Origin of the sequence: Alteromonas sp. AMM-1 (assembly GCF_047290655.1) — a bacterium.
Lineage (GTDB): Bacteria > Pseudomonadota > Gammaproteobacteria > Enterobacterales > Alteromonadaceae > Alteromonas > Alteromonas mangrovi.
In genome coordinates this window covers 1-22,832 of the sequence record NZ_JBLBUE010000048.1, presented here as the reverse complement: position 1 = coordinate 22,832, position 22,832 = coordinate 1, and the positions used below count along the sequence as shown (strand labels likewise).

19 protein-coding genes are annotated in these 22,832 nt (G+C 46.7%); 9 read left to right on the top strand and 10 right to left on the bottom strand.

The annotated features are described in order from the left end of the window. The 3 genes from rplP to rpsQ form a co-directional block, all read left to right on the top strand. Positions 1 to 206: 50S ribosomal protein L16 (rplP, locus tag ACLR2L_RS10095; RefSeq protein ID WP_413367916.1), on the top strand; the 206-nt coding region annotated here is incomplete at its 5' end. Then, on the top strand, positions 206 to 397 hold the full coding sequence (gene rpmC, locus ACLR2L_RS10090; protein WP_140958242.1) for a 50S ribosomal protein L29: 192 nt from the start codon (positions 206 to 208) through the stop codon (positions 395 to 397). The genes rplP and rpmC, both read left to right, overlap by 1 nt. Continuing rightward, positions 397 to 654 (top strand): 30S ribosomal protein S17, encoded by a 258-nt coding sequence (rpsQ, locus tag ACLR2L_RS10085; protein WP_140958241.1) that lies wholly within the window; start codon positions 397 to 399, stop codon positions 652 to 654. Before rpmC ends, rpsQ begins: the two co-directional genes overlap by 1 nt. Positions 655 to 1,213: 559 nt before the next feature. Here the strand turns inward: rpsQ and ACLR2L_RS10080 are convergent. From ACLR2L_RS10080 to ACLR2L_RS10070, 3 genes are all read right to left on the bottom strand, one after another. Next, positions 1,214 to 2,269: an NAD(P)-dependent alcohol dehydrogenase gene (locus ACLR2L_RS10080; protein WP_413367913.1), complete on the bottom strand. Its 1,056-nt coding sequence runs from the start codon at positions 2,267 to 2,269 to the stop codon at positions 1,214 to 1,216. Between the two features lie 171 nt (positions 2,270 to 2,440). Next, positions 2,441 to 3,523 (bottom strand): glycosyltransferase, encoded by a 1,083-nt coding sequence (locus ACLR2L_RS10075; RefSeq protein WP_413367911.1) that lies wholly within the window; start codon positions 3,521 to 3,523, stop codon positions 2,441 to 2,443. Next, on the bottom strand, positions 3,504 to 4,559 hold the full coding sequence (locus tag ACLR2L_RS10070; RefSeq protein WP_413367909.1) for a glycosyltransferase family 9 protein: 1,056 nt from the start codon (positions 4,557 to 4,559) through the stop codon (positions 3,504 to 3,506). The genes ACLR2L_RS10075 and ACLR2L_RS10070 overlap by 20 nt, the downstream gene beginning before the upstream one ends. Positions 4,560 to 4,653: 94 nt before the next feature. Here ACLR2L_RS10070 and waaA point away from each other — a divergent pair, with 94 nt between their 5' ends. Continuing rightward, on the top strand, positions 4,654 to 5,961 hold the full coding sequence (gene waaA, locus ACLR2L_RS10065) for a lipid IV(A) 3-deoxy-D-manno-octulosonic acid transferase (protein WP_413367907.1): 1,308 nt from the start codon (positions 4,654 to 4,656) through the stop codon (positions 5,959 to 5,961). A 313-nt stretch (positions 5,962 to 6,274) separates the two neighbouring features. Here the strand turns inward: waaA and ACLR2L_RS10060 are convergent, their stop codons facing one another. Further along, positions 6,275 to 8,101 carry a cation:proton antiporter gene (locus ACLR2L_RS10060; protein ID WP_413367905.1) on the bottom strand — a complete coding sequence of 609 codons (1,827 nt, stop codon included), beginning with the start codon at positions 8,099 to 8,101 and terminating at the stop codon, positions 6,275 to 6,277. A 271-nt stretch (positions 8,102 to 8,372) separates the two neighbouring features. Between ACLR2L_RS10060 and ACLR2L_RS10055 the strand changes: the two genes are divergently transcribed. Both ACLR2L_RS10055 and ACLR2L_RS10050 read left to right on the top strand, forming a co-directional pair. Next, a complete protein-coding gene (locus ACLR2L_RS10055; protein ID WP_413367903.1) occupies positions 8,373 to 9,161 on the top strand; it encodes a vWA domain-containing protein in 789 nt (262 codons plus the stop codon). A gap of 155 nt (positions 9,162 to 9,316) precedes the next feature. Next, entirely contained in the window at positions 9,317 to 10,234 is a 918-nt protein-coding gene (locus ACLR2L_RS10050; protein WP_413367901.1) for a hypothetical protein, read from the top strand. A 63-nt stretch (positions 10,235 to 10,297) separates the two neighbouring features. Here ACLR2L_RS10050 and ACLR2L_RS10045 read toward each other — a convergent pair whose 3' ends face one another. The 6 genes from ACLR2L_RS10045 to thpR all read right to left on the bottom strand — a co-directional run bounded on the left by ACLR2L_RS10045 (position 10,298) and on the right by thpR (position 17,475). Beyond that, positions 10,298 to 11,800, bottom strand: coding sequence for a S41 family peptidase (locus ACLR2L_RS10045; RefSeq protein ID WP_413367899.1), 1,503 nt, complete (start codon positions 11,798 to 11,800; stop codon positions 10,298 to 10,300). Between the two features lie 208 nt (positions 11,801 to 12,008). Then, entirely contained in the window at positions 12,009 to 12,563 is a 555-nt protein-coding gene (locus tag ACLR2L_RS10040; protein WP_413367897.1) for a nucleotidyltransferase family protein, read from the bottom strand. Positions 12,564 to 12,569: 6 nt separating this feature from the next. Then, entirely contained in the window at positions 12,570 to 13,409 is an 840-nt protein-coding gene (locus tag ACLR2L_RS10035; RefSeq protein ID WP_413367895.1) for a class II glutamine amidotransferase, read from the bottom strand. Between the two features lie 189 nt (positions 13,410 to 13,598). Beyond that, positions 13,599 to 15,773, bottom strand: coding sequence for a M3 family metallopeptidase (locus ACLR2L_RS10030; protein WP_413367893.1), 2,175 nt, complete (start codon positions 15,771 to 15,773; stop codon positions 13,599 to 13,601). A 172-nt stretch (positions 15,774 to 15,945) separates the two neighbouring features. After that, complete coding sequence (gene purU, locus ACLR2L_RS10025; RefSeq protein ID WP_140958231.1) at positions 15,946 to 16,800, bottom strand: formyltetrahydrofolate deformylase; 855 nt, start codon at positions 16,798 to 16,800, stop codon at positions 15,946 to 15,948. Positions 16,801 to 16,869: 69 nt separating this feature from the next. Further along, positions 16,870 to 17,475 carry an RNA 2',3'-cyclic phosphodiesterase gene (thpR, locus tag ACLR2L_RS10020; protein ID WP_413367891.1) on the bottom strand — a complete coding sequence of 202 codons (606 nt, stop codon included), beginning with the start codon at positions 17,473 to 17,475 and terminating at the stop codon, positions 16,870 to 16,872. Between the two features lie 167 nt (positions 17,476 to 17,642). Between thpR and hrpB the strand changes: the two genes are divergently transcribed. The 3 genes from hrpB to ACLR2L_RS10005 are packed head-to-tail and all read left to right on the top strand — an operon-like array spanning position 17,643 to position 22,707. Beyond that, the gene (hrpB, locus tag ACLR2L_RS10015; RefSeq protein WP_413367889.1) at positions 17,643 to 20,147 is read left to right on the top strand and encodes an ATP-dependent helicase HrpB; all 2,505 of its coding nucleotides are present in this window, start codon (positions 17,643 to 17,645) and stop codon (positions 20,145 to 20,147) included. Between the two features lie 59 nt (positions 20,148 to 20,206). Beyond that, on the top strand, positions 20,207 to 21,727 hold the full coding sequence (locus ACLR2L_RS10010; protein WP_413367887.1) for a hypothetical protein: 1,521 nt from the start codon (positions 20,207 to 20,209) through the stop codon (positions 21,725 to 21,727). A 2-nt stretch (positions 21,728 to 21,729) separates the two neighbouring features. Then, positions 21,730 to 22,707 (top strand): hypothetical protein, encoded by a 978-nt coding sequence (locus tag ACLR2L_RS10005; protein WP_413367885.1) that lies wholly within the window; start codon positions 21,730 to 21,732, stop codon positions 22,705 to 22,707. Positions 22,708 to 22,832: the final 125 nt, after the last annotated feature.

Below are 22,832 nucleotides of genomic sequence, written 5' to 3'. Positions count from 1 at the left end.
CTGACAAGCCAATTACTGAGAAGCCTCTTGAAGTGCGTCAAGGTAAAGGTAAAGGTAACGTTGAGTACTGGGTATGCCAAATTCAACCTGGCCGTGTTCTGTATGAGATGGAAGGTGTTCCTGAGTCTCTGGCACGCGAAGCGTTTGCATTGGCTGCGGCTAAACTGCCATTTAAAACAACCTTTGTAACTCGGACGGTGATGTAATGAAAGCAGCTGAACTGAAAGACAAAAGCGTAGAAGAGCTGAACGCAGAGTTGTTAAACCTGCTACGCGAACAGTTCAACTTACGCATGCAGCATTCAACTGGCCAGCTTGAAAAAACCGACCAGCTGAAGAAAGTGCGTCGTACCATCGCGCGTGTTAAAACCATTTTGACTCAAAAGGCTGATGCGTAATGTCTGAACAAAAAATTCGTACAGTACAAGGTCGTGTGGTTAGCAACAAAATGGATAAAACCATTACTGTTGCAGTAGAGCGTTTCGTAAAACACCCAATCTATGGGAAGTTCATCAAGCGTACTACTAAACTGCACGCTCACGACGAAAGCAACGTGTGCAACGAAGGCGATACAGTAACTGTACGCGAATGTGCACCAATCTCTAAGAGCAAAACTTGGGTATTGGTTGACGTTGTTGAGAAAGCTGGCGTTTAATCGCTGACTTTTGTCAAAGCTAAAAAAGGCCGCTCTTTGAGCGGCCTTTTTGTTTTTAGCGTTTACGAGATTGAGTCTCACGCATCACATCTCAAATTCATATTTTTTGCATGTCTGTATGTAATATAAATACCATTACTTAAGCAATATGTGTTTTATATATGGTTATCGAAAGTTTTTATTCATAACTCACTGATAAAAATTAAAAAACATAAATTATAATTGTACATAAGATAAGTAATATGTGAGTGATTATAAGCTTTATACTGCTATTTATATTGTGTTTGGTATTCAAATGGGATTGGCTTTGTCTTTTGTATGGTTAAGTAAATGCAATTACATGGGAGTTACGTACTGATGAAATGTAACTGTATGATAATAAATATTTATTTACTAATATAAACAGCATTTATGGATTGGTTCAAAAATAAACAGCTGTTCAATTTACTTATTTAGCTAAAGATGACTCTGATAAGGATACTATCTGTTTAATTACGCGGGAAATGTGGGTAAATACAGTTGAAAAGCCAGTGATGATGTCACTGGCTTTTCGTAGAGATTAACTGGTTTTGAGACTCGCCATGTCGATAACAAAGCGATACTTAACATCACCCTTTTTCATTCTTTCGTAAGCTGCGTTGATATCCTGCATATCAAGCATTTCAATGTCACAGGTAATATCGTGTTTTGCACAAAAATCCAACACTTCCTGTGTTTCAGCCAGTCCACCAATCAGAGAACCCATTACAGAGCGACGCTTTAACACCAGAGCAGCTGTGTTCAAGGCAGGTTCCAGCGGCGTAAGCTGACCCACTACGATGTGCACACCGTTGTACTTCAGGCAATTTAAGTAAGGATTAAAATCATGCTCTACCGGAATGGTATCCAACAAATAATCGAACTGCTCACTTGCTGCCGCCATCTGAGATTCATCAGTTGAAATGATGACATGATCAGCGCCTTGGCTAATGGCTTCGTCCACTTTGCTAACAGAACGGGTGAAAATGGTCACTTCTGCACCCATTGCTTTCGCAAATTTCACGCCCATGTGACCCAAGCCACCCATACCAAGCACGCCCACTTTATCGCCCTTCTTCACACCCACGTGTTTCAAAGGCGAGTAGGTAGTAATGCCAGCACAAAGAATGGGGGCCGCAGCGGCCGGATCTAGGTTGTCCGGAATAGAGAGTACAAAAGACTCTTTTACAACAATGGCTTCGGAGTAGCCACCGTGATTCGGTGTACCGTCTAGGCGATCTACGCCACCATAGGTACCGTGTAAACCTTCTGCGCAGAATTGCTCTTCGTCATGTTCGCATGCACCGCAATGACCACATGAATCAACCAGGCAACCCACACCTACGCGGTCGCCTACTTTATATTTGGTTACATCCGGACCAATAGCCGTTACGGTACCCACAATTTCATGGCCTGGAACGATAGGGTAAGTAGTGCCGCCCCAATCGTTTTCTACTGTATGCAGATCGGAATGGCATACACCGCAGTAATCAATGGAAATTGCCACATCAGTATCCCGTAAAGCACGGCGTTCAATCTTCAATGGATGAACCCCGGAATTTGGTGCCGTTGCACCATATGCTTTTACTGTCGTCATATTACCTCCTTCTTTGAGTTGATATATTTTGACCTAAATAAACAACCAATACAGGTACGATACTCTTCACTATTTGCACGATTCTACTTTTATCAAGCCGCTTACCAAGCGAAATGGATGGTTACCAGCACATTTACACCCAACCTTGATACCGCCCAATACAACATAGGATCACTTAAAGGTTAGAGACTGATAAATATCGGCGTATGCCAAAGTCATACTTTCAATAGAGAATTGGCGTTTTATATGTTCATATAACGCGAGGCCAGTTTGTCTGGTGAGGGAAGGGTTTTCTAAAGCTACACATATTTGTGAAGCAAGATCATTGGGGCTGTTTACCGGTACCAGAAAGCCTGTTTTGTGGTGTTGGATGATTTCTGGTATGCCGCCTGATGGGCAACTAATAACCGGTATTCCGCATGCGCCAGCTTGCAATAAAATTACACCGAGTCCTTCAGCATGTGCAGGATGAACCATTAGATCAATATTGGGTAACAGCCGAGGCACGTCATGTCGGAATCCACATAACCGAACATGTGATGCTAATCCTAGTGAAATAATACGCTCATGATAGGCGTCCAATTGCTTACCTTTGCCAAATAACAAACAGGTAACCTTTGGAAACTGATCCAATACTTGTGGCATAGCGTCAATTAAATCCTGCTGTCCTTTGCGTGGTATTAACTGGGCGAAATTAGCGATGACAGTATGGTCCAACGGAATATTGAATTCGGCATGAAATCGCGCTTTGTCGGGGACGCAAGCGTATTCCTTAAGATCCACAGCTGAATGAATTACATTCTGTAATTGACCCGATTTACATAACGGGGCAATTACGCGTTGAACGCCTTCAGAGATACTGATTACTGCTTTGAAAGGGGCATATTTAAATCGGTTTAACCGGTGTTCCGGATTATCTACTCGCCTAGTGCAAACTGTGGGTATACCGGTTCGGATAGCTGCCATGGAGCCCCACACATCCGCACCTCTGCGACTGTGAATATGAAGAACATCAGGTTGCAATACTCTTAGCAGTTTAACTAGCCTGAACACAAACGTTATATCCAGTTCCCCTGAATAAGGTAACGCATGTATAGCGCAACCAGGTAAATGCGCACTGGCTATTTCACTGCCTGCAGCACAAATAAGATGTTGTTCGAACCCCTCAAGATTAGCAAGCCCCTCAACCAAATACGTTACTTGTTTGGCACCGCCGTACAAGTGTCTGCCTAACTCAACGTGACATATTTTCATGTACATTCCACTGTTTGACCTTCTCGAATACCCGTTCGGGAAGTAAATCTTTCATGCAATCAAAACGTTGGTTACAGCTAGGTCTTCGTTTACACGGTGAGCATGGCTTTGCTTCGAACAAAACCTGCGTGCGTGATGAATCGGTTTGTGTATAGGGTATCGTTGAACCGAAAAGAGCGATTGTGTTGGTTAACAGTGCTGTACCCATGTGGGTTAAGCCAGTATCCACACCTATTAGGCCACGTGACAATAGGATAGCAGCCGCACTTTGTCGCATAGACAGTTCACCCGCCAGTACATAGCAATTGGCAATGCCGTTAACTAAATCTGCGGCAAGTAACCGCTCAGCGGGTCCCCCCAGCACCACAATCGATTTACCCTCAGAGGCTATTGAGGTAAGTAGCGCTTTCCAATGTTCAACTGGCCAGTGCTTTTGAGGACGGGTCGTAAACGGCGCAACTGCAATGTAATCTGTTGGAATAGAATGTTGTTGCAAGAGAGAATTAACGTAATCAATATCTTCAGGCAGGATACCCAGTGTCAGTGAGTAATCAGTTGCACCCAGCCATTGTCCGAGATGCCGGTATTCACTGCTGATCTGAGGAGAAAGAGGTTTAACTACGCTTTCGGTAAGCAGCCAGTGACTGCGCTCTTTACTTACAAAACCAATGCGTTGTTTGGCGCCACTTAACCAGGTAAAGAGTGCACTTTTAAGTAATCCCTGAGCGTCTATAGCGATATCAAATTGCTGTATACGCAGAGTGTTTATAAAACGGCGAATGGCGCTAAACAATTGCCAGTATTGGCGGCCTTTCCACAGTGAACGCCAGTGCTGTCTCGGCCATACAATAACGTTATCAATGGCAGGGTGGGTTTCTACCAGTGAAGCGTAGGGTGATTCAACCAACCAGGTTACGTTGGCGTCAGGAAATCGGGATTTTATGTTGGACGGCAGGCCTGAGGCCATTACAATGTCCCCCATTGCACTGAGTCGCACCAATAAAACCGAAGTTGTGGATGAGGGTGGCGAAATCATGGTTGCGGATACTGCCTGAAAATAACGATTCTCCTAATGCGATGGTTGAATAGTTAAGCAACCAAACACGACAATTTGATGACGCAAACAGAATATGACCGAACTCAATAAACCCTATCGCCCGACCTGGTATCAGGATGCCTTTCGCTGGTTCTATTCTTTTATACTGGTGCTGGTGATCCCGTTTGCGTTTATCAATTTAGTACTCCGAGGTTCGACGAGATCGAAAGATTACAATCGCCGGCGATTTGAGCGCTTTGGCTTCGTTGCACACGCACCTAAACAGCAGGGATATTTGTTTCATTGTGTGTCTGTAGGTGAAGTTGTGGCGGCCTCCTGTCTGATTAAGCGCATAATGCAGGAACAGCCTGACGTTCAGATTACCGTCACCACTACTACGCCAACCGGATCAGCAAGAGTCAGAGCTATATTTGGCGATGCGGTGCATCATTTCTATTTACCCTACGATTTACACATGGCGATGGCAGGTATGTTAAAGCGTATCAAGCCGAGCATGGTAATGATCACCGAGGTGGAATTGTGGCCCAATTTGATTCATGCCTGTTGGAAACGCAACATCCCGGTTGTCGTTATTAACGCTCGAATGACAGATCGCTCTGCCCGTCGATATAAAAAATTCCCTGCTTTGTTTGAGCCAATGTTACATAAGCTATCCCACGTGTGTGCTCAGGGTGAACGGGACTTCAATAATTACCAGTTTCTGGGTATGGCTGGCGATAAATTAACGCTAACACAAAACATAAAATTTGATCAGGCTGCTGCATTAACATCATCCAAAGCCAATTTTTTGGAGCTTGAGCAGCAAAAGCGGCAAATTCTTATTGGCGGTAGCACGCATGATCCGGAAGAGTCAGTATTGCTTGATGCATATCGAGAGCTTAAAACCCAATATCCAAAGTTGTTGTTAATTCTGGTCCCGCGACATCCGGAGCGATTTGAGCTGGTTGCGAAAATGGTTGTTAAGAGCGGACTACAATTGTTGCGTAGTGCTGATTCTCCGATAATCAACGCGCAATGTGATGTCGTGCTGGTTAACGAAATGGGGCGTTTAAATGCAGCCTACGATGTAGCGGATATCGCCTTTGTGGGCGGCAGTATTGCCGAGCGGGGCGGCCATAACGCTCTGGAGCCTGCGGCGAAGAAATTGCCGATTCTGATGGGCATGAGCACGCATAATAATCCGGAAATATGTAGCAAGCTGGTTGAAGCTGGTGCACTCACTCTGATTGAAGATGGATTCGGGTTACAGGCAAAAATAAAGCATTGGTTGGATGATCCTGAATCGGCACATCGCGCGGGCATGGCTGGCTTTCATGAGCTCGTTAGAAATAGCGGCGCACTGGACAAAACCCTTAACGTTGTCAATTCGCTACAGAGGTAAGATTTTTTCCTTACCTGAGTAAGACCCGGGTGATCAAATAATAGTCACCAAAATTGGGCGTAAATGTCGGTGCACGCCCTGTTTTGGGTAAAATTGTATAATATAAAATGTTTTACCTTACGTAGTTTATTTGTAAGCTTTTGAAATTTAATGTAAATTGATTTTATGGCATGTTGGCCCATGTATTGCTATCAACAGTCGACGTTGTAATTGAGTAAATCAAAAACACTAACGGTTGCACCTAACGCACCACTTAATTGCTCGTTTTTTCCAGGGAGAGGCACCCTGTCGCAAGACAGGGTGCTATTCTTAACTACTTCTCCTGAGTAATCGCTGCTACTTCTTCCTTCGGCAAAGCCTCCGGTTCTACCAGGCTAATAAGCTTCCATCCTGCCCGTGGGGTAATTTCGTTCGAACTTAACATAACGTGTAATCGCTTGTTTTCATCAACGGCAATTAACGGCGTAGCTTTGTCTGAATACTTGCGCAGGTAATCCTGATAAGTAAATTCCGGGGTAATGGATGTGGTTTTTATCTTACCGCCGCGACTTACCGTACTGGCCAGATAGCCATAGGTAACACCTTCGCCAAATAGTGATAGTTTCTTCGCATAATCTTCCGACACCTGATGGCTTGGTCTGGCACTGGTTAAATTGTTGGTTAGTCCCCACACTTTGTTTTCGCCAAGTGAGTGCTCAAAATGATAAGAGACCAGTGGATTTAACTGTTTGTAAGGCGACAAAATCAACACAGTACCAATGCTGCTCATATCCAGATGCAAAGAGGCATGTTCTGAGATAGGGTTGCCAAAATACACCGGAATATCCCGCATCCGTGCTTCACGAATGGCATCCCAGTTGGTATCGGCCACCCGTACAGGTACTTTGTGCTTGATGAGCTCTGAAGCAAGCAGGCGGCTAAAGTGACTTGCACCAAATAACAGGAAGCCATTGGGTACAGGCGCTCTTACGCCCAGAAAACCCGCCACCGCTTTGGCCGTAAGTCCTTGTAATACTACGGTGGTAATAATGACCAAAAAGACTAACGGTACAATAACTTCTACGCCGTCGTAACCGAGCGCTTCCAGTTTCAGGGAGAATAAAGCAGACACTGCTGCGGCAACAATGCCACGTGGCGCTATCCAGCTGAGTAGTGCCAGCTCACGCCAGGTTAAACCGGTGCCATAAGAAGAAATAAACACCGACAAAGGGCGGGCAATAAAAATGATCGAAACCAGTACGATGGCTGCCGCCCAGCCCACCTGTGCAATGGCACCCAGGTCGAGACGCGTCGCCAGTAAAATGAACAACCCGGAAATTAGCAGTACACTGAGTGTTTCCTTGAATTCAAGAATATCAGCTACGTCAACATCGCGCATATTGGCTAGCATAATGCCCGCAATGGTAACGGTTAACAGGCCGGATTCGTGGGCAACAAAGTTGGAACCGGCGAAAGCGCCTAATATTATGGTTAACACCGCTGTATTGCGTAAGTAGTGCGGTACCCAATGATTGCGCAATGTAATGCCAAGAAAGTAGCCTACCGCCAGGCCCGTTACCAAACCTACGGCAATTGTTTTACTAAACGCAAAAATAGTATGCGACATGGCACCTTGGGCGGAAATAATGTATTCATACACAATTACAGCCAGCAGGGCGCCGATGGGATCTATGATGATTCCTTCCCAGCGAAGAATATTACCAATATTGGCTTTAGGGCGAACCGTACGCAGCATAGGCACGATTACGGTGGGGCCAGTTACCGTCACTATGGCACCAAAAAGAGCTGATAGCTGCCAGGTTACCTGTAGCGCAAAATGCGCTACCACAGTGGCAATTGCCCAGGTAACTAACACACCAATAGAACACAGGTTTCTTACCATGTTTCCGTGTCCGGCGATGTCCTGATATTTCAGGGTAAGCGCGCCCTCAAACAGTATGATGGCAACTGAGAGCGACACTACCGGAAACAACAGGTCACCGAATAAATTGTCCGCATTCAATACACCAAACACCGGCCCAACCAGAATACCAATAACCAGTAATGGCAATATAGCAGGCAAACGGATGCGGTAGGCAAAGTACTGACAACCAATGGAAAGTAAACCAACGGTAACCAGAGCTAAAGTGGGATCTGTCACAACATATTCCTATCATTACTATTCACAGCACACCGCGAATCAGGCTTCGCTTCACCGTGTAGCTGCGGTAAACCTATTAGGTAAAATTACCGTCACAATACCGAAAATACGTCTGTTAGCATAGCAGTAATAGTGTCAGCTAATTTTACACTGCCGTTATAAGGCTGTGATCACCAAACTGCTAACTTAATGATCTTCTGTCTTTTTTGTTAGTGGTATGTTTTTTGCATTTTTCTTTGATTAACAAAGCATTATCGCGGTGGTAGTAGACATGTACAAATTAATCAGCCGGCGTTTCAAAGCGATACTTTGCGTGCTTGTGGTTGTTTTGGCAGGGATGTCAGTACCGGCACAGGCTGGCATTGTAAAAACTGACATTGTTATGATTGTTGATGAAAGTGGCTCCATGAGCAACATTCATTCTAACCTGGGCAACAGTATTGGTTTGTTTGCCAGTATTTTGCAAGCAGGCGGGCTCGATGCGCAGTTTGCCCTGATTGGTTATGGTTTTGCTGGCGATAGCATTCGTTTATTAACCGACTTTGTTGACGCTACCACCTTCGCAGGTTTCACCAATGATTTGTATTCCATTGGCTCTAATGAACCTGCTTATGATGCAACGGCATACGCGCTGGATGCATTGGCGTCCGAGAGTGCGGGGCTAACCTACCGCGATGACGCAGTAAAAAACCTGATTTTGTTTGCAGACGAAGCCAGTAACAGCGATACCGAATACGACGCAGCGTCACTGGATGCATTACTGCAGCAAAGCTCGGCGTTATTTAACGTAGTACTTGGTGGCGACTTTACTGATTTGTTAACCCTGGCTGCTAATAACGGTGGTCATGGATTTGATCTGGAAGAACTGAATACCTCAGACACTAATGCATTAACGGCGTTTGTGACTAACTTTGCAGAGGTGAAGCTCCAGGAAACGCTGGATTATTGTGTGGCAAATCCAAATGACCCCGCGTGTAGTGGTGGCTCTGATCCGGTGCCCGCGCCATTCGGGCTAGGATTAATGATACTGGCATTAGCTGTTATGCGGATACGTAAATAATCCAAATAAATACGACTTACGTATTTTACATAGGTAATTAAACTGGTTCGGTGTTGTAAACGGACTCAAACTAACGTTGATAGCGTAATACATTGGAATGTTAAACGTCGAATTAAAGCGAAAATACCGTTTGCAGTGGGTGGGGGCGAGCCGCTATGCTTGACCGCTTTCACACGCCTGTTCGTTCGGAGTTTTCTAAGTTGTCGCGTCGCATGTCCCGCTCGTTTGCGCTGTTTGTTTTATTGTTTCCCATGGCTTGCAGTACCACCACTACCGCCAATTCAGGTAAGTTAACGGTTATTGCAGAACATGGCCTGATGGCTGAGTTAGGTGAGACCTCCGGGTTAATTTGTACCGCTGATGCCCAGTACACAATTGCCGATTCGGGTAATAGCCCTACTTTGTATCGCATCGACGACAAAGGCGTCATTATTGAAAGTGTCGACGTTGCCAACAAGAATCACGATTGGGAGTCAGTTACCGCGGATGATAAGTACTTTTACATCGGCGATTTTGGTAATAACGCAGGTAAACGCAAAGAATTACTTATTCACAAAGTAAATCGGGGTGATTTAACCCATGACTCCCTAATAACGTTCACCTACGATAATTACGACCCCAAGAACAACCAGTTATATGCTCACGACTTTGATGCAGAGGCCATGGTTGCGCGTAGCGACAAATTGGTACTGTTTTCAAAAAGCTGGCTCACCAAAACGCTGCATGTTTACCATTTGGATAAGCAGGCAGCAGAGCAGCAAATTGCGCCGGTAATTGCTATTGAAGGTCTGCCCGGTATCGTAACCGGGGCCGATTGGGATCCGTTTCACAATCGTTATGTAGTAGTGGGATACAACAGCAGTGCTTTTGGTATTGTTGATCCATTTATCGCGTTTTTATCTGAAGATTACAGCCTGATGGACAGTTTTACGTTAACTGGTTACGGACAGGTTGAAGGGTTGTGCGTAAAAAGTGAAGACGAGATCTGGCTTACCCAGGAGAACTCGCCATTCAGCATTGCCAAGCTTATTAAAATCAAGATAGCGTCGCTGGCAAAGAGCGAAGCTCAATAACGCCGAGAGATGCTGGTGGTACGCGTACTTACCACCAGCATCAACGTGCGTTTGAGTCGGCTGTTAGTTCAGCACTCCCAATGCAGTTTCAATTCCGGAATCCACCGTATTGTCTCGGTCTTCGCGAGAAAAATACGGTACCTCGATATCCACCGGGATCCCACTTCCTTCGAACCACTCATCGTTAGCAGACAGATACACTTCGTTAGACAGTCCCAGTGTATGCCCGCCAGGTAGAACCCATTCGAGAATATCGGAGAATATACCTTGCGTGGCAGTACCAATAATGGTGGCTTGCCCATGCGGCTGCATTGCGAGAGTGAATGCTTCGGCTGCGGAAGCCGTATCTGCGCTCACCAATAGTGCTAACGGCTTGTTGGTATAACGAACGTGTGATGATGGTTCAATTAACGCTTGTTGTGTTTGCGTTACACTGTTGCCGTCGCGGGCGTACTTCTGATAACCCAGATACCCGGTATCGGTGAAGCGGCTGGCAATAGCCAGACTAATATAGTCATTCCCGCCGCCGTTTGCGCGAATGTCGATAATCAGGCCGTTTGTGTTACTTAACTCCGAGAGGGCCTGATCGATGGCAATGTTCAGGTTGTTTAATGCAGATGCAGTGTGTGCCAAGTCGTCCTCGTCGTCCGATACCGAACTGTAACCCGTCATAGATTCGATACGCAAATAGCCAATGTCATCAATACGGAACCAGGTGATCTGTTCAGTGCTATCCTGTTCAACGTCACTGGTTGCATATTTCAGTACAATGGCCTGCTCGGTGTGCAATGCATTGTCCAGATACGCTTCTATGGCGGCAATCCTGCTTGCCGTCATTTCGTTGGCTCTGAGAGGGTAATGCAGGTTGTGGTTAAGCGCATATTCCTCAATTAAATCCATGGTGTGTGTTTGTTTACCCAGCACTTTGATCAGGGTACCGTCTGCCGCTTTAAATGAGTTGTGCCCATCCTGCAGTGCGGTAAAGGTGTTATACACAGCTTCGTAGAGCGTGTTGATATCAGTGGTAACCGTCAAACTCTGGTTATAGGCGAGTTGGGGCCAATCAATGTCCATACGCTCAAAATCAACGTAATATTCCTGCATGATCTGAGTATACAGCGCAAATAAGTCCTGGTTACTCAGTGTCGATTCGGCGGTTAACACATTATCCTCGCAGGCTGCTGGCAGACTACTCTCTTTATTGAGCGTACGTGGCGGCGCGCCAAAAGTGTCGGTTCCATAGCCTGCGGTCCAAATCAGTGATGATTCGTCGCTACTCAGCGTTACGCTTCGGTTTAATTCCGCCGTGGTTAATCCATTAAAGCTTGCTTGTAAAACGCAGTAATCACTGGAGAACTTATAGTAGTTTACGCTGTTGCTTTTTACTTGAAGCGCATCGGCATAGCCACTGGCTACCCACACGCCCTGATAAGCCGTGTCGATGGTTGCTCCGCCTGGGTTGCCGCCGTTGTGTTGATTTACCTGTTCTTTGCTGTTGTTACTGCCACAAGCGGTGAGTAACAATGCACTCAATACCGCACAGGCGATGGGAGTGATGCTTCGCATAATAGACCTCCGTGTTTAAGCCTATAAATAAAAATCAAGATGGATGTGTTCCTGAACCGTCAGGGCCCGGTAACATGGGTAGTAATGGCTACCGGTGAATCAATGCCTCAGCAGGAATAATTGAAGTGTGCAATGCGGCGGGTGAAACAAGGGTCAAAAAACCAGTAGGAATGAAAGTGTAGCGTTTGTGCGGCTGATGCCGACAGGTTTATGCGGTAACAACCTGCAGTGCGGGCCACTTTACCAGCCACTGCTTTTGCTCAACTCTGGATAGAAAAACGGACATCTCGCGCGCAGGATTCCAAGTGATTTGTTTTGCAAACAGCGATTCAAAACCAAATCCGGAAATAAAGGTGAATTGGCCGTTGTGCAGTTGCACGGCAACCGCGGTTTCCTTTTCCGGCCAATGCCGCATGGCGTCAATTACACTGGTGTAAGGCCTGTCGTTATTGCGGATATGCATTGTGGCCTGATTCTTAACCTGCCAGCGAACGCCAGGCATTAACGCTTCAAGTTGCGTCTCATAACCCCGGCAATTAGACGGGCAACAATGGTGGTTGTCAAAGTAAATCACATCCACATCATTCAGTGGTGTCATTGAACTAACGGCGTGTATGTGATCCCAAACCAGATTCCGCAAGAAACCGGCAGCAATAAACGCAGATGACAACTGAAGTTGCGCCACTGCTTGCAATGCTTTCATCCTGAGCGGGTCGGCGTTGAGTAGCCTGGTCAGGATGGCCTGGTATTGCAAATCCGCCATTGTGGGTTACTCGCAGTCTCTTGGCATATTCGCAGGGCTAATCATGCTGGTTTCCGTTTTGTGTACCGGCACATCTACCTTGCCGCTGGCAATCACTTCACCCAACTGCCACAACTTCCACTCTCCCCGCTCATAGATATCCCATTCTTCATCATGGGTAAGCGGGTCGGTGGCAATAATGCTCACCACATCATTGGTGGTGGTTTCTGCGGAAAAGTCGACTTCTACTTCCACATCTTTTAGGCAGGCGGGTCCGAACGGCGCGCGACGGGTAATGCTGGCCATTTTGGTACTGCAAAAACTGAATAACCAGTCTCCGTTGCTAAGCAGGCAGTTGAATACACCTTGTTGCGCATATTCCTGCGCTAGCGATACCAGCGCTGAGGCTAGCTGCTGGGGCATGGCATCGCGGGGCAGGTTCTGGCGAATACTGTTCATCAGGTCACAAAACAGCTCTTCGCTGTCGGTGTCGCCTACCGCTTCATAAGTACCTACCCGGCGGGTAAAACCCGGGATCTGACCATTGTGTGCAAATACCCAATAGCGCCCCCATAACTCGCGGGTAAACGGATGTGTGTTAGACAGGTTTATGTTACCCACATTGGCCTGGCGAATATGACAAATAGCGGTTTTGCTTTTAATTGGAACTTTGCCTACAAACTCGGCAATTTTAGAGGTGGCACAGGACTCCGCATCATGGAACAGTCGTACCCCTTTACCCTGATAAAAAGCAACGCCCCAGCCATCTTTGTGGGGGCCGGTCTCGCCACCGCGACGCGTGAGTCCGGTAAAGCTAAAACACAAATCGGTGGGGGTGTTGGCGCTCATGCCCAAAAGCTCGCACATGCTACTTCTCTCTATGCCCTAAAATCTTGGTTACTTGCTTGCTCGCCCGTTCATCCATCTGGTGGTTTGGGTGAGATGCTCAATATGAGTATACATCAATAAAGACACTGAAATACGGACTTCTACGAAGATTGGCATAACGCCGCAGACGTAAAAAAGCCCTCGGGTGAGGGCTTTTAAACAAGAGGATTATTTCTCTGAGGTTACCGGGAAACCGCGATCACGCATCAGGGCTTCGACTTTTGCGTCGCGTCCGCGGAATTTGCGGTACGCTTCGGCCGGATCCATCGCGTTGCGGATGGAGAACAGGTACTTCACCAAACGATCCGATACGGCTTTATCGTAATAGCCACCTGGTGCTTCTTCAAACGCTTCAGCGGCATCTGCGGTGAGCACTTCTGCCCACATGTAGCCATAGTAGCCAGAAGAATACCCTTCACCAGAGAAGATGTGTCCAAAATGCGTGGTACGGTGACGCATTACCACTTCTTCCGGCATGCCGATTGCGGCTAACTGCTCGCGTTCAAACGTATCGGGGTCAATATTTGCTGGATCCGTTGTATGATACAGCAGGTCCATAATCGCTGACGCCATATACTCGGTAGTCTTGAAACCTTCATTGAACGTGGCGGCATTGTTGATTTTTTCAATCAGGCTGGCCGGGATGGGTTCGCCGGTCTGGTAATGTACCAGGAACTGATCAACAACTTCGTCGGTGGTTAACCAGCGCTCCAGCAACTGCGACTGGAATTCGGTGTAATCACGCACACCTGAGTGTGATGTGGGGTATTTTACCGTTGCGGATAAGAAGTGCAGCGCATGGCCAAACTCGTGGAAGTAAGTTTCTGCATCATCCCAGGAAATCAGTGTAGGTTCACCTTCAGGGCCCTTTACAAAGTTCGAGTTGTTTGACGACAACACAGTTTTTGCACCATCAAACGTGGTGTGGCTGCGGTAGGTGGTTGCCCACGCGCCTGAGCGTTTGCCCTTGCGTGCAAACGGATCCAGATACCACAAACCAACCAGCTTACCCGAGTCTTTGTCGGTTACTTCCCATACTTTTACGTCGGGGTGAAAAACGGGTACTGAGCCTTCGGGTACCGGCGTAAAGTTAAAGTTAAATAAACGGCCGGCAACGTAGAACATGGCCTCGCGCAGCTTGTCCAGTTGCAGGTATTGTTTTACTTCATTGGAATCCAGATCGTATTTGGCTTTACGCACTTTTTCGGCGTAATAACGGTAATCCCATGGTTTGATGGTGATGTTATCGCCCAATTCGTCAGCAATCGCCTGCATATCGGCAACTTCTTCCTTCACGCGTGCAATGGCAGCTGGCCATACCTTCATCATCAAATCCATCGCGTTTTCCGGATTCTTCGCCATGCGGTCTTCCAGGCGCCACTGGGCGTAATTCTCGTAGCCCAGCAGTTTAATGCGCTCATGGCGCAATTCTAAAATCCGCTTTACTAAAGCGTTGTTGTCAAATTCATCGCCGTTATCACCACGGCTGTAGTAGGTGGTCCACACCTGCTCACGCAAATCGCGGTGCGTTGAATAAGTAAGGAACGGATCCATTGATGAACGGGTATTCGTAATCGCATACTGACCGGCTTTACCGCGCTCTTCGGCGGCCGCGGCGGCGGCTTTAACAAACGATTCTGGCAAGCCATCCAGTTGTTCGGCGGTAATATAGGTTACATAGTTTTCTTCGTCGGCCAGTACGTTGTTAGAAAACTTGGTATGCAGGCTGGCCAGCTCTTCGTTAATGGCAGCATAGCGGGCTTTCGCATCACCATCCAGCGTAGCGCCGTTACGGGCAAAGCCATTGTAGGTTAACCAGGTAATGCGCTGTTCTTCTTCAGTAAGGGTGGCGAGTTCGTCGCTTTCATAAACGGCTTTTACACGACTAAACAGTTTTTCATTCTGGTTGATCTTAGAGCGATAGGCTGACAGTTTAGGTGATAATTCACGCTGAATGTCACGAAATTCCGGACTGGATTGATTCGAACTCCAAATCCCGTAATAAGTATATACATTGCCAATTGCGTTACCGGCCCGTTCCAGTGCAACAATGGTGTTGTCGAAGGTTGGGGCTTCAGTGTTATTGGCAATGGCGTCAATTTCTGCCAGGTTTGCGGCCATGGCCGCTTCCATTGCCGGCATCAGATCGCTGAGTGACATTTTGTCAAACGCGGGTACGCCACCGTAGGGGCCCTGATAGTCTTGCAGGAGAATGTTGCCACTCGTTGCAACTTGTGCCTGCGCCGGGGCGGCAGAAGACGATTCAGTTACCGGTGCCTGCGAGCAACCAGCAAGTGCCAGCAGCAACGCCGTGGCGGTAAGGGTATGAGTTAGTTTTATCATTGGATTTACTTCAACTTATCTGTCGTTCTTATGTTAATGAGAGCCGATGTAATAACTCGGTATGCATCAACTAACCAGTTTATGTGCAGAGAACAGATTGTGAAAGGTATTTTACCGCGATGGTTTGCACCAGAACGCTTATGAGCAGTCTCTGGTGCAAAATAAAAACGGATTAGGCAAATACAACCGTTTTGTTGCGATGAATGATTACGCGGTCTTCCAGGTGATAACGCACGCCATGTGCAAGTGCGTTTACTTCGCAGTCCTTGCCCTTGCGAACCATATCGTTGGCTGAGTCACTGTGGCTGATCCGCTTAACGCTTTGCTCAATGATGGGGCCTTCGTCCAAATCGCTGGTGACATAATGACAAGTCGCGCCAATCAGTTTTACGCCTCGTTCGTAAGCCTGCTGATAGGGCTTTGCACCAGCAAACGACGGCAGGAAGCTGTGATGAATATTGATCACTTTGCCAGCCAGTTTCTTGCATAAATGATCTGGCAGAATTTGCATAAATCGGGCAAGTACGGTGAGGTCGATTTTGTATTCTTCCAAAAGTACTTCGATTTGCTTGAACGCCGTTTCTTTACCTAGGGTCTTAAAGTCTACCCAGTGGAATGGCACCTTGTACCAATCAGCAAACTGCTTGAGTTGCGGGTGGTTACCAATAATGCACGGAATGTCGCAATGCAGTTCGCCGGTGTGCCAGCGGTGTAAAATATCTACCAGACAATGAGATTCCAGACTGGCCAGTAAAGCTACACGTTGTTTTTTGCTGGAATCGGTGAGTTTCCATTCCATTTGAAAGTGATTGGCAAGCGGTGTAAAGGCTTCAATAAACCGGTCATAAGACAGGTTAATGGAATCAGTACTGATTTCGTGGCGCATAAAAAAGCGACCGGTTTGTAAATCGGTATGATGACTGGCTTCCAGAATGGACGCATTGTGGTCGGCAAGGAATTGAGACACGCCCGCCACCAGACCAACCTGGTCGGGGCAATCAATAATAAGTCTAAAGGTGTGATGCATGGTTTTATATGGTGATAAATAGTCCTCCCTTTTTACCGAGCGGCAGCCTCGCTGTAAAGGGGAAAAGCCTTAAAATTGACCTCTTTGCAGTTTTTCCCGCACTGAAGACGGGTTGAGCAATGGCCAGCTGTGCCTTACAGGGTAGCGGACCCCACTGGGAGTCGATACCGATTCGAATAAATGAAAATGGCTAAACTGGCAGGTTATCTGGGGTGCAAACAGCGGCGGCGGATAGTCAGCTTTAGTATTGCGGATCAGCGTAACATGCGGGCGGTAATCCCTTCGCTCAACCTCAATGTCAGCTTGTCTGGCAGCACTGTTCACACTGGCTGCCAATTCCATAAGGCCGGCTGGTGGCGCTGAAGGTGCGGCTAACAGGATATTCGGCCCCTGCCAGTAAGCAGTGGTGTCCAGAGTAACCTCAAAAGGAGCGGCTGCTATATTGCCCAGTGCGGTAATAATGGCTTCGTGCTGTCGGCTGTTGATATTGCCTAAAAAGCACAAGGTAATGTGAAAATTGGCGGCCGGCACACTCTTCGGCTGACGTACGGGCACTTTAGGCTGATTGGCATTTCTCATATGAGAAGCGGGCTGTGCGGGCAGGCTTTTTTCCCGCCAGTGTTCCAGCGCCAGCTTACTTTGAGCCGATAAATCTAAACCGATAAAACTTCGCATTGTCATCTGGCCTGCCGTTTTAGTATTCGTTATAAATGAACTGCAACAGTGCGCAATGTTACTATAGTTGTTTATTTTAGTATAAGTGCGGTGTGTGATTTGACCTGAAGGGTTACCATACAGTGCATCTGTAGTATGAACATTGATGTTGTGAGAACCATTCAGGTATGACGCTCCCTGTAGAATCCTTATTGGCACAGTTGTGCGAATCACTCAAAGCCCGGGATGTACTGCTAAGTGCTCCACCTGGCGCGGGTAAATCCACCGCTATTCCATTGGCCTTATTAGCGAACAGCAATCAGCGCATTGTGATGCTGCAGCCCCGACGCGTGGTAGTAAAGCAGCTGGCCAGTTATCTGGCGTCGCGATTAGGTGAACCAGTGGGCCAAACAGTGGGGTATCGCATTAAGGGTGAGCAGGCGGTGAGTAAATATACTCGGCTCGAAATTATTACCGAGGGAATATTGAGCCGTCGGATCCAGCAGGACCCGGAACTCAATGGCGTTGATGTTATTATTTTTGATGAGTTTCACGAGCGCAACCTGCACAGTGATTTTGGACTGGCACTGGCCATTGAAGTAAGGCAGGCGTTGCGAGACGACCTCCGGCTGTTGGTGATGTCGGCAACGCTGGACGTATCACCTATTCAGGTGCTGTTACCTGATGCAGAAGTGCTGCACAGCGATGGCCGCCAATTTCCGGTAGACGTGACTTATTTGGGCCAGTGTCAACATGTTGATCTGGTGAACAGCCTGTTCAGTCATCTACAGACGATCATTTCATCGGAGCCGGGCGACATACTGGTTTTCCTTCCTACTGTGAAGCACATTTTGCAGCTTCAGCAGCGCCTGAACACACAGTTGTCTGACACTGCAGAGATATTGCCACTGTATGGAAATTTACCTCTAACAGAGCAACAACGCGCGCTTAAACCAACATCCGATGGCCGACGAAAAATTATTCTGGCCACCAATATTGCCGAAACCAGTTTAACGATTGATGGCATAACGGTAGTGGTAGACAGTGGTCGTGAGTTGATTGCCGAGTATCATCCCAAAAGTCAGATGACCGAGTTATCACTGCAGATGATATCCCAGGCCTCGGCGGAACAACGAAAAGGCCGTGCAGGACGACTTTCGGCAGGGAAGTGCTTTCGGTTATGGAATGAGGAAACACATGGGCGGTTACGCAAGTTCAGTCAGCCTGATATCCATACGCAGGACATTACGGGCCTCGTGCTACAAGCAGCGGCCTGGGGCACCCCTGTAAAAGACCTCGCACTACTTGACATGCCGTCTGACGCGCAACGGCAATCTGCCACGCATGCCCTGATACAACTGGGTGCATTTAATGACAGTACAGAGATCACTGCACTAGGGCGCGACGCGGCACAGTTACCGGTGCAACCGCGCACCGCCTGTATGTTACTGGCGGCGAGTCGACTGACAACAGAAACAGGCGACAAAGACTGGTTAGTGGCAGGGAGCGTGATTGCCGCGCTATCTGAAGATCCGCCCAAAATGCCAGATTGGGACCTACAGACTGGGCTCAGGCAACTACCGGACGGTACCAGACAACGTTTGGCAGATCAGGCAATGCGACTCATTAAAGTGCTGGGTGGTCAGGCCGACAAGGCAGCCCTGTTTAACGTATCGGCTGACAAACTGGCTGTTGCGGTAGCATTAATCAATCCGGACTGGGTGGCACGCATGCAACCTAACGGCACGCTTAAGCTGGCCTCTGGCGTAGGCGCAGAGCTGCCAGAGGATGCCCATGTTAGCGGGGAATGGCTAGCGGTACTTAACGGTCAGCACCGCGGTGCAGTGATGCAAATACGCTCGGCGCTGGCAATTGATATCGCTTTGTTGAAGACGCATTTTGGCGGGTTGTTCTTCAACAAGGAAGTGTTGTACTACGATGCTGCTGCGGATACGTTGCGGGCGGAAAAGCAATTGCGATTTGGCGATATTGTGCTGAGCAGTGTGCCGCTAGCCAAAGCAGACGTTACTTCCCGAGGCGATTTTTGGCGTGATTGGCTTGCCGCAAGACCCATAAAGGATTGGCCAAATTCCGCGCTGTTGATACCCGTTTTACATCGATTGTCGATGGCAAGAATGCTTAATCTTGAATATAAAAGCTACGGTGAACCTTGCTCCTGGCCTGATCCTACGGATAGCTGGGTACTTGCCAGTGACACTGTGCACAGCGCGCTTCAGGCGTGTCAGTCGGTTGCGCAGTTAAAGCAATTAGCGTGGGATAAGCTAGTGGTTCAATCGTTGCCCTGGGCACTTCAGGAAGCGCTGAATATGCAACTTCCAGAGGCGATCACGGTGCCAAGTGGCACTAGTCGGTCATTGCGGTATGAGAACGCTACCCGGGTGGTGTTGGCGGTGAAAATTCAGGAAGTGTATGGCAGTAGCGAGCCGGTTTGCGTGGCGAATGGTCGACAAACGGTGACGGTTGAATTGCTCTCGCCGGCCAACCGGCCAATACAGACCACTGACGACTTACCGGGCTTCTGGAAAGGGAGTTATGCAGAGGTGCGCAAAGAGATGAAAGGCCGCTATCCCAAACTTATGAGAACAACTTTCGTTGACAAGGTTAGGGGAATAATTAACTGGTTGACAGATTTTGAAAGCAAAAGAATGAGAACAAAAATACTTGTTGACTAAGTCAGGTGAACTATTATGCTCGTTGACAATTGATGTCCACATGTCAGGAGCAGTAAGAAATGGAACTAAGAAGAGACCAGCGCATTACTTATATTCGTCGAACAGCTAATGTAAGTGCAGACATCTACTTTGTTAATCAGTACTCAGACTCTCTCCTTCATTCCGTCGAATATGATTTGGATGGAGAGAGCACTGCATATTCTTATTCTTATGTCCCCATATCTTCTCGCATCGCTGAAGATGACTCTATCTACAATTTTCCTTTCTTACTCCATAAAGATGGACGGCCTTGGATTGAGGCAAATATGTATATGTGGAGTATTGCATCTGAAGTTAGAAACTTAGCTAGTGCAACTGACTCAATTCAAGATATCGCTGCTGTTTTGCTTGATTACTTAATATTTTGTGAAAACCAAGATATCGATTACCGGGACTTTTCAGCACGTAGGGCAATTCATAGGCCGACTTATAGATATTTCAACCATTTAGTTGATAGCGGTAAAATCGGTGCTGGGACGATTAATGATAGAACTGGAAAAGTGTATTACTTCTTCAAATGGCTATTTAAGCAATATGGATACGAGAATGATATTGACAGAGTTGATCAAGTCGAAGAATACAGTCACCAATTCAATACTGGAACAGGAACAAGCTCCGTTAAAAGGTTGAAACGCTCTCAGACTATTTCAGAGTCTAATGTCGCATCTCCTGTATCAGCGGAAAAAGTGAGAGATGAGGGTGAAGACTTAAGGCCACTAACAACTGCTGAGCGAGAAGAGTTGGTTCGCATTTTAAAACGAGATGAATTCACTGTTGATGAGCGTTTGATAGCGCAAGTGTCACTTTTTACCGGAGTGCGAAAACAGACAGTTCTAACGTTAAGAATGAAACACCTTGATTTATTTAAGAAAGAAGCATTGATTGGCAAAGATAATACCTATCAAATTACGGCTGGACCCGGTACAGGTATCGATACGAAATTCAGCAGAAAATATACGTTTTATGTACCTGCTAATCTGGCCGAAGATATTAAAGTCTACGCCAACAGTTCGATTGCTAAAAAACGCAGGGAAAAATTTAAAGAAAATTACTCAAAAGAGCATCCTGACCTCGATACGATGCCCAATGAAGACTTGTACATATTCATATCTGAGAAAGGTAATTGTCACTACATGGCTAAGTGCGATCCTCGTTACAAAGTTCTTCGTAAGGGCACCAGACCAAAAGGAAAACGAACAGACGTTTTGTGCCAAAAGATAGAACGTTTCGCTTCGAGCGTCTTTCCAAAAGACTTTGTGTTTCATTGGTTAAGAGCTACTTATGCGCTGCGTTACTACGAAAACCTTGTGAAGATTGAAGAGGCAAGAGTTGAAGCTGGTTTACAGGAGCGTCCTAGAAGGTTTGATCAAATAATTAGGGATGTAATGGTGAGGCTTTGCCATAAGGACATTAACGTTACACAATCGTATTTAAACCTTTTTGAAAACTTCGATGAACGACAAGAAGCTCAAAATGCCTATGAAGATTATATTTTCAAGGATTTTGAAGAAGAGTTTGGAACCACTGGAGTAGAGTTGTAACAGTGTCAGTAAATCGAGAAAGGTTGGTAACAAGAGAAACAATCGTCCTCACACCAGCACAGCTACGAGAGGAAATTGAGCATCCTGAAAAAGTCAGAGTCAAATTGAACGACTCTGTTTTAGTGGGACCTTATGATATTGGATGTTTCGCATATTCGAAAAGAGTAGACAAAGCAGGTACATGGAAGGACTTTCAGAAACCGACACCAGTTGATTTGGTTTCATTTCGTAGAGAAAGAGTTAATTTATTATTCAGCTTATTCGACTACATATCACATGGCCGCTACAGAGATGCAACAAGGCTGCACGCATTAAAAGGTTTTAAATACGTATTCAACTTCTGTGACAGTAACGGTTTGTCTGATTTTGCTGAAAGTCGTGAAAACTGTAGACGCGCCTATAAAGTTTTATCGCTGGAACTGTCTCATCAGTTAAAGCTTGGGAATATTACTAGTAAAATGGCTTCTGATAGACAAGGTAACTTCAGAAGACTCATTCGCGCTCACTACAGCAAAGATGATTCAGCATACATTACTGAGAGAGTTCCTCGGCTAAAATCAAGAAGAGGCCATAGCAAACCGCCTACTGAAAAACACTTTCGGGAATACATGAGGGTTACAATTAGGTTAGCGCGACGACTTCATCAGTTTGTTGAGGAAGAAGAAAATTTTCCCTTTAAGTTGAAGATGGATGGCTATGAAACATTCGTTTTTCACTCACAGGGGGGTAACACTTCTACACCTTACTCAAATAAGCCAAATGTTATCTATAACTTTGTTGAAGGGCGACTTGCTACCTTCGAGGAATGGAAAGATAGTGTAAAAGGGGCGCATCCAAATCAATACAATAGATCTGTTGAAAACCTTACAGAAGTCAATAAGAACAAGAGGCATGAGAGAAGAATAGACTTTGCGACTTTAAGTATGCAGGCATATATGAAGATTTTTGTACTGCTAACTGGCGCTGCGCATTCCGATTAACTTGAACAGCCATTCCGGTTTTATTTGAACACCTCAGATCAACGCATCGTTGGCTAGTCGTTTTTTACCTTAAGTGTTCAAGTGGCGTCAACGGTCGCCAGTGTTTTTCGCATTGATTCCCCTTT